Here is a 7,031-nt window from a genome sequence, read left to right as displayed (position 1 = left end):
CGAGACCACCACCCGCGACGACATCCAGGCGCTGTGGTCGGTGTTTGCCACGCCGGGCCAGCCACTGCCCGACTTCGACGCCTGTGCAGCGGCCACCGACACCCTCATCCCGGCCGGGTTGCGGCGCACCAGCCCGTATCTGACGCACCCCGTCTTTCACCGCTACCACAGCGAAACCGGCATGCTGCGCTACATCCGCAGCCTGTCGGACAAAGACCTGGCGCTGGACCGCACCATGATCCCGTTGGGCTCGTGCACGATGAAGCTCAACGCCAGCAGCGAGATGATCCCCATCACCTGGCCGGAATTTGCGCACGTGCACCCGTTTGCGCCTGCCGACCAGCTGGAGGGCTACCGGCTGCTGGATGCGCAATTGCGCGCCTGGCTATGCCAGGCCACGGGCTACGCCGCCATCAGCCTGCAGCCCAACGCGGGCTCGCAAGGCGAATATGCGGGCTTGCTCGCCATCCAGGCCTACCACGCCGCGCGGGGACAGCCGCAGCGCGACGTCTGCCTCATCCCCACGTCGGCGCACGGCACCAACCCGGCCAGCGCCCAGATGGCCGGGTTGCACGTCGTGCCCGTGGCGTGTGACCCGCAGGGGAATGTCGACCTGGACGACCTGCGCGCCAAGTGCGAGCAGTACAGCGAGCGCCTGTCGTGCATCATGATCACCTACCCCAGCACGCACGGCGTGTTCGAGACCGGCGTCAAGGCCCTGTGCGACCTGGTGCACCAACACGGCGGCAAAGTCTACATCGACGGCGCCAACATGAACGCGCTGGTCGGCCTGGCAGCCCCGGGGGCGTTCGGGGGCGACGTCAGCCACCTCAACCTGCACAAGACCTTTTGCATCCCCCACGGCGGCGGCGGCCCGGGCGTGGGCCCGGTGTGTGTGGTGGAGGAACTCGCGCCCTACCTGCCTGGCCACGCCACGGCGCTGGCCGCGGGCGCCTATGCGGGCGATGCGCGGGGCGACGCCACCGTCGGCGCCGTCTCGGCAGCGCCGCTGGGCAACGCGGCCGTGCTGCCCATTTCGTGGATGTACATCCGCATGATGGGGGCCGAGGGCCTGTTGCGCGCCACGCAGACGGCCATCCTGGCGGCCAACTACGTCAGCGCCCGCCTGCGCGCGCATTACCCCACGCTGTACGCCAGCGCCAACGGCCACGTCGCGCACGAATGCATCCTGGACTGCCGCGGCTTCAAAGACACGAGCGGCATCCTGGCCGAAGACATCGCCAAGCGGCTCATGGATTACGGCTTTCACGCGCCCACGTTGTCGTTTCCCGTGCCCAACACGCTGATGGTGGAACCCACCGAGAGCGAGACGCTGCAGGAGCTGGACCGCTTCATCGACGCCATGATCGCCATCCGGGAAGAGATCCGCGCCGTCGAGCTGGGCGTGTGGCCGCGCGAGGACAATCCGCTCAAAAACGCCCCGCACACCGCGCAGCGCTGCCTGGCCGAGGACTGGCCCCACCCCTACACGCGGGAACTGGGTGCCGCCTTGCCGTTTCACCGCGCGCACGGTCGAGCCGGCAGCAAATACTGGCCACCCGTCGGCCGGGTGGATAACGTGTACGGCGACCGCAACCTGTTTTGCAGCTGCGTGCCGATGACGGAGCTGGCCGACGCGTGATCGCTGCCACCCAGCATCATCAGTGGGCGCGGCTCTAGCGACGAAACCAAGTGGGTGTCCTGAGTCGGGTCCCCTTTTCCATCCGCCCCATGGTCAGCTGATGGCATAACTGTCCATCGCCAGATACCGGTACTGGACTTCGCGCGTGATCGCCTGCACCGTCGCTGCCCCCTCCCGGGGCCAGCGCGCCACTCCCAGGGCAAAGAACAACGGCAGCAGGTGCTCGTCGGTCGGGTGCGCGCGCTCCGCTTGCGGCGCCCGCACGCGCCACGCCAGCAGGGCATCCAGATCGCGGGCCTGCAAGGCATTCCAGACCCAGTCCGAAAACGCCACCACATAGGGATCGGGCGGATCCTGAATCGCCGGGCGTTGGCCGAAGAACTCCATCAGGTTGTGGGTAAGGCTGCCCGAGCCCACCATCAACACGCCATCCTCTCGCAGCGCAGCCAGTGCCACACCGATGGCGTACACCTGCGCCGGCCCTGCAGTAGCCGGGAGGGCCAGCTGCACCACCGGCCAGCGGGCCTGGGGCAACAGAAAGCGCAGCGGTGACCAAGCGCCATGGTCGCGCGGGCGCTGCGGGTCCTCGGCCGAAGCGATACCCGCTGCGCGCAAACGCTCGACGACCCTGCGCGCCAGCGCGGGATCACCAGGTGCAGGGTACTGCAGGCGGTACAACGGCGGCGGGAAGCCACCGAAGTCGTGCCATGTGGGCGGCTGAGGGTGACTGCCCACCGCAGCCACCTCGTCCATCCAGTGCGGCGACATGACGACCACTGCACGCAAGTCGTCGCGGGCAGCCAGCGACTGCCCCCAACGCTGCAAGGCGACACCGGCGGCGCCGGGCGCCAAGGCCATCATCGGCGAGCCATGCGAGACGAACAGAGCGGGCAAGGCGGACACGGCAAGCTCCAGGCGAACGACGGGTTGTATCGTAGCTGGTCCATGGACGACCACCCGTCAACGGTGTTGACGACCATATCCAAAACGCCGAAGCAACGACGCGAGGCTGCCATGCCCCTGGCTGGTGGCGGAGGGGCCGCCATCGGCGACAATCGCGCCATGGACCGCTACGCCGTCATCGGCCACCCCATCGGCCACAGCAAATCGCCGCTCATCCACACCTGGTTTGCCCAGGCAACCGGGCAGGCGCTCACCTACACCGCCATGGAGGCCCCGCTGGACGGTTTTGCCGCCACGGTGGATGCCTTTCGCGCGGCGGGCGGGCGCGGGGTCAACGTGACACTGCCGTTCAAGATCGAGGCGTGTGCCTATGCCGATGAGGTTAGCGAGCGCGCGCGGCTTGCCGGTGCGGCCAATGCCTTGGCGTTCGACGGCACGCGCTGCCGCGCCGAAAACTTCGACGGCGTGGGGTTGGCGCGCGACATCACGGTCAATCTGGGCCACCCCGTCGCTGGCCGCCGCGTGCTGATGCTGGGCGCCGGGGGCGCCGCGCGCGGGGCGCTGCAGCCGCTGCTGCAGGCCGCACCCACACTGCTGCTCGTGGCCAACCGCAGCGCCGACAAGGCGGCGGCACTCGTGGCGTCGTTTCACGCGCAGGGGTGGGGCCACGGGGTCTTGCGCGCCGCCGCGCTCGATGAACTGGTGGACGCCGGACGGTTCGACATCGTCGTCAACGCCACGTCCGCCAGCCTCGTCGATCAGGCGCTGCCGTTGCCGCCCCAGATCTTCGGCCCCGACACCCTGGCGTACGATATGGTTTATGGTCAGGGGCTGACGCCCTTCTTGCGCCAAGCCCAGCAGGCGGGCGCGGGTCGGCTCGCCGACGGCATCGGCATGCTGGTCGAACAGGCGGCCGAGGCGTTTGCCTGGTGGCGCGGCGTGCGCCCCGACACCGCGGCCGTCATCCAGCGTCTGGCCACGCCGCTGACCTAAACCCGCCCCGGCTTTCTTTCGCCTTCGCTGTCACACCGCATGAACCAGCTCGACGCCCTCAAGCGCCACACCACCGTGGTCGCCGACACCGGCGACTTTTTGCAGATCGCGCAGTACCAGCCCCGCGACGCCACCACCAACCCGTCGCTGATCCTGAAGTCCGTGCTCAAACCCGAGTACGCGCCGCTGCTCGACGACACCGTTACCCGCTACCGCGACCACCCCCTGGACGAAGTGGTCGACCGGCTGCTGGTGCGCTTCGGCGCCGAGATCCTGCGCATCGTCCCGGGCCGGGTATCGACCGAAGTCGACGCGCGCCTGAGCTTCGATACCCGCGCCACCATCCAGCGCGCTCGGCGCCTCATCGCGCTCTACGAGGCCGAGGGCGTGCCGCGCGCGCGCGTGCTGATCAAGATCGCTGCCACCTGGGAAGGCATCCGCGCCGCCGAAACCCTGGAGCGCGAGGGTATCCATACCAACCTGACGCTGCTGTTCGCCTTTTGCCAGGCGGTGGCGTGCGCGGACGCGGGCGTGCGCCTGATCTCGCCCTTCGTCGGCCGCATTGTCGACTGGCACAAGGCACGCGCCGGCGCCCAGTGGGACGAGGCGGCAATGGCAGGCACCCAAGACCCAGGCGTGCAATCCGTCACCCGCATCTGGCGGCACTATAAGCACTTCGGTATCGCCACCGAGGTCATGGGCGCGAGCTTTCGTCACACCGGGCAGATCCTGGCCCTGGCTGGCTGCGATCTGCTCACCATCAGCCCCGAGCTGCTGGCGCAACTGGCCGCCACCAAAGGCGACGTCCCGCGCCAGCTCGACCCCGCCGAAGCCGCCCAAGCCGACCTGCCGGAAATCCACTACCGTGCCGGCGACGAGGCCGCCTTTCGGCTCGCGCTCAACGACGACGCCATGGCCACCGAAAAATTGGCCGAAGGCATCCGGCTCTTTTGCGCCGATGCACAGCGGCTCGACGCCCTGATCCACTCACGCTGACCCACGGGAGTGCCCATGACGAGCTTGGTCGTTCATCACTTGGAACACTCGCGCTCGCAGCGCGTGCTGTGGCTGCTGGAAGAACTGGGCGTGCCCTACGAGCTGCGCCTGTACCGGCGCGACGCCCGCACGCGCCTAGCCCCGCCGGAACTCAAGGCCGTGCATCCCTTGGGCAAGTCGCCCGTCATTACCCATGGCGATGTGACGGTGGCCGAATCCGGCGCCATCCTGGAATACCTGGCCGAGACCTTTCCCCCCGCCCCACATAGCGAACTGGCCGGCTTGGTCCCCGCGCCGGGCACGGCCGCGCACCGCGACAACCGGTTTTGGATGCACGTTGCCGAAGGATCGTTGATGAACTGGGTGGTCATGAAGCTCGTATTCGTCAACATCCCCCAGCAGCGCATGCCGTTCTTTGCTCGGCCCATCGCGCGCGAGATCAGCCGGCAAGTGCTGCGGCGCTTCGTCGATCCCAACATCGACACCGCGCTCGAGCTGCTGGACCACACGCTGCGCGATCGCCCCTGGCTGACCGGCGAGCGGCTGGCACTGGCCGACTTTCAGATGAGCTTTGCCGTCGAGGCGGCGCTCGCGCTGGGCGGACCGCACGCTGCTGCGCGTCACCCCCACGTGGCGGCGTACCGCGAGCGCTACCGCAGCCGCCCGGCTTACCAGCGCGCGCTCGCCAAAGGCGGCCCCGAGATCATGGGCCTGTGACGGCGGTTGCGCTACATTAGTGGGCTGCCGACTTCGCTCCACCATGTGCTCTGCACCTGCGCTTCCCCCCATTCCTCCCAAGCGCTACTTCACCATTGGTGAGGTCAGCGAGCTGTGCGGGGTCAAACCCCACGTGCTGCGCTACTGGGAGCAAGAATTCACCCAACTGCGGCCCATGAAGCGCCGCGGCAACCGGCGCTACTACCAGCACCACGAAGTGCTGATGATCCGTCGCATCCGCGAACTGCTGTACGAGCAAGGGTTTACCATCCAGGGCGCACGCAACCGGCTGGCCGAATGGAGCCAGCAAGAGCGCGCCGCGCGCAAGGACCAGGAAGGGGATGGTGAACCCTCTACCCCCCCAGCATCCGCGGGTGAGATCTTGCCCACGAGCGTGGTGGACGCCATCGAGCCGCCGCCCGCCTGGGACGCGTCGCAGCGCCGTTCACTGCTGGCCGAGCTGCGCGCCATCCGCGCCCTGCTCGACCCCGCAGTCCGGAAAGCGCCTGAAAACACCGTATAATGGCGGCTTCGGCGTGTAGCGCAGCCTGGTAGCGCACTTGCATGGGGTGCAAGGGGTCGCGAGTTCGAATCCCGCCACGCCGACCAAACCCATCCAGGGCTGACGTGAGTGATCGCGTCAGCCCTTGTTCTTTCTTGGGTTTAGGGCAGACCCAGCGCTTCGTCACCGGCGCGGTGGAACGTCTATTGGCACGCCAAATGCTCGGCGTCAAACCCCACCACGCGACGCGACTCGCGGCTGAACTCGATGCCCACCAGGTGAATGGGCACGCCCGCCATGCGGTATTTGGCGGCGTAGTCGCGGGCCTTGAGTTGCGCCAAGGCCTTCCCTTCCGGCTCCAGCTCGACCACTTTGAACTCGAACAGGTAGATCCGCTCAGGCAGTTTGACCGTGAGGTCGATACGGCCTTGGCTCGTCACGTCTTCGGCGATCAAATCCAGCCCCAGCGCCGCGATGTGGCTGTAGAAGACGCTGGCCCAGTAGCCCTCGTACTGCGCGATCGGGTTGTTGCGGTACCAGTCGTGCGGGATGGCGGCGTAGAGGCTGTCGATATGGGTTCTGAGGCCCGATAGGTCACCCGCGTGCAGCACGTCGTAGAGTCGCCCGACGGCACGCCCTGCTGCCGACGGCGCACCCACCAGGGCCTTGACCAGTGCGTCGTTGAGGGCGCTTTCGACCTCCAGGTTGGGGTAGCCCAAGGTGTATTCGATGCGCGCACCGATGCGGCGCTGGCTGCGAAACGTCAGATAGCCGGTCTGCCACAGCAGCGCCTCGGTGGTCATGCCCTCGACATCGAAGCTGTTGAGCAGCTCGTCATCCGCCCGCAGCGACGCCAGCTCCGGGGTGAAGCAGCCGCGCTGCGTCAACACGTCGATGAGGAACGTCGGCGTGCCCGTCTCGAACCAGTAGGGGCGAAAGACACGTTCCTGAAAAAGCAGCAACAGATCGAAGGGGTTGTAGACCGAATCCCCCAACCAGTTGTAGCCGTTGTACCAGTCGCGGATCGCCTGGCGGTCGAGTCCTTCCAGTTCCGGCGCGAAGACGGTATCGACATCCGCTTCCGTATAGCCACAGATGGCCGAGTATTCCGCCGAGACGGTGATGTCGCGCAGGTTGTTGAGCCCCGAGAAGATCGAGACCTTGCTGAACTTGGAAACCCCGGTCAGGAAGGCGAACTGGATGTGGGCGTCTTGCCCCTTGATGACCGAGTAAAGGTTGCGCAAGCCCTCGCGCATGGCCCGCGCCACCTCCGGCTCG

7 protein-coding genes and 1 tRNA gene are annotated in these 7,031 nt (G+C 67.4%); 6 read left to right on the top strand and 2 right to left on the bottom strand.

Annotated elements, in window-relative coordinates:
- A partial coding sequence (gene gcvPB, locus Q0716_RS03315) for an aminomethyl-transferring glycine dehydrogenase subunit GcvPB (RefSeq protein WP_299019610.1) occupies window positions 1-1,642 on the top strand: 1,642 nt, incomplete at its 5' end.
- 93 nt (window positions 1,643-1,735) lie between these two features.
- On the opposite strand, the gene Q0716_RS03310 is transcribed toward gcvPB, so the two are convergent.
- Window positions 1,736-2,545: a class III extradiol ring-cleavage dioxygenase gene (locus Q0716_RS03310; protein ID WP_299019609.1), complete on the bottom strand. Its 810-nt coding sequence runs from the start codon at window positions 2,543-2,545 to the stop codon at window positions 1,736-1,738.
- Window positions 2,546-2,704: 159 nt separating this feature from the next.
- Between Q0716_RS03310 and aroE the strand changes: the two genes are divergently transcribed.
- The 5 genes from aroE to Q0716_RS03285 all read left to right on the top strand — a co-directional run bounded on the left by aroE (window position 2,705) and on the right by Q0716_RS03285 (window position 5,860).
- Entirely contained in the window at window positions 2,705-3,538 is an 834-nt protein-coding gene (gene aroE, locus Q0716_RS03305) for a shikimate dehydrogenase (protein ID WP_299019607.1), read from the top strand.
- A 39-nt stretch (window positions 3,539-3,577) separates the two neighbouring features.
- On the top strand, window positions 3,578-4,534 hold the full coding sequence (gene tal / locus Q0716_RS03300) for a transaldolase (RefSeq protein ID WP_299019605.1): 957 nt from the start codon (window positions 3,578-3,580) through the stop codon (window positions 4,532-4,534).
- Window positions 4,535-4,549: 15 nt separating this feature from the next.
- Entirely contained in the window at window positions 4,550-5,251 is a 702-nt protein-coding gene (locus Q0716_RS03295) for a glutathione S-transferase (RefSeq protein WP_299019604.1), read from the top strand.
- A 43-nt stretch (window positions 5,252-5,294) separates the two neighbouring features.
- Window positions 5,295-5,774: a MerR family transcriptional regulator gene (locus Q0716_RS03290; RefSeq protein WP_299019600.1), complete on the top strand. Its 480-nt coding sequence runs from the start codon at window positions 5,295-5,297 to the stop codon at window positions 5,772-5,774.
- 9 nt (window positions 5,775-5,783) lie between these two features.
- Window positions 5,784-5,860, top strand: a tRNA-Pro gene (locus tag Q0716_RS03285).
- Between the two features lie 96 nt (window positions 5,861-5,956).
- Here the strand turns inward: Q0716_RS03285 and Q0716_RS03280 are convergent.
- Window positions 5,957-7,031: AAA family ATPase (locus Q0716_RS03280; protein ID WP_299019598.1), on the bottom strand; the 1,075-nt coding region annotated here is incomplete at its 5' end.

This window comes from uncultured Tepidimonas sp., from assembly GCF_938045175.1.
Taxonomy (GTDB): domain Bacteria; phylum Pseudomonadota; class Gammaproteobacteria; order Burkholderiales; family Burkholderiaceae_C; genus Tepidimonas.
The sequence above is the reverse complement of the archived record's forward strand: the minus strand, read 5'-3'. Positions and strand labels throughout refer to the sequence as shown.

Bases quoted from the DNA above. Each gene is read 5' to 3' on its own strand.
- tal (WP_299019605.1), top strand. From the start codon at position 3,578: ATGAACCAGCTCGACGCCCTCAAGCGCCACACCACCGTGGTCGCCGAC.
- Q0716_RS03290 (WP_299019600.1), top strand. From the start codon at position 5,295: ATGTGCTCTGCACCTGCGCTTCCCCCCATTCCTCCCAAGCGCTACTTC.
- aroE (WP_299019607.1), top strand. From the start codon at position 2,705: ATGGACCGCTACGCCGTCATCGGCCACCCCATCGGCCACAGCAAATCG.
- Q0716_RS03295 (WP_299019604.1), top strand. From the start codon at position 4,550: ATGACGAGCTTGGTCGTTCATCACTTGGAACACTCGCGCTCGCAGCGC.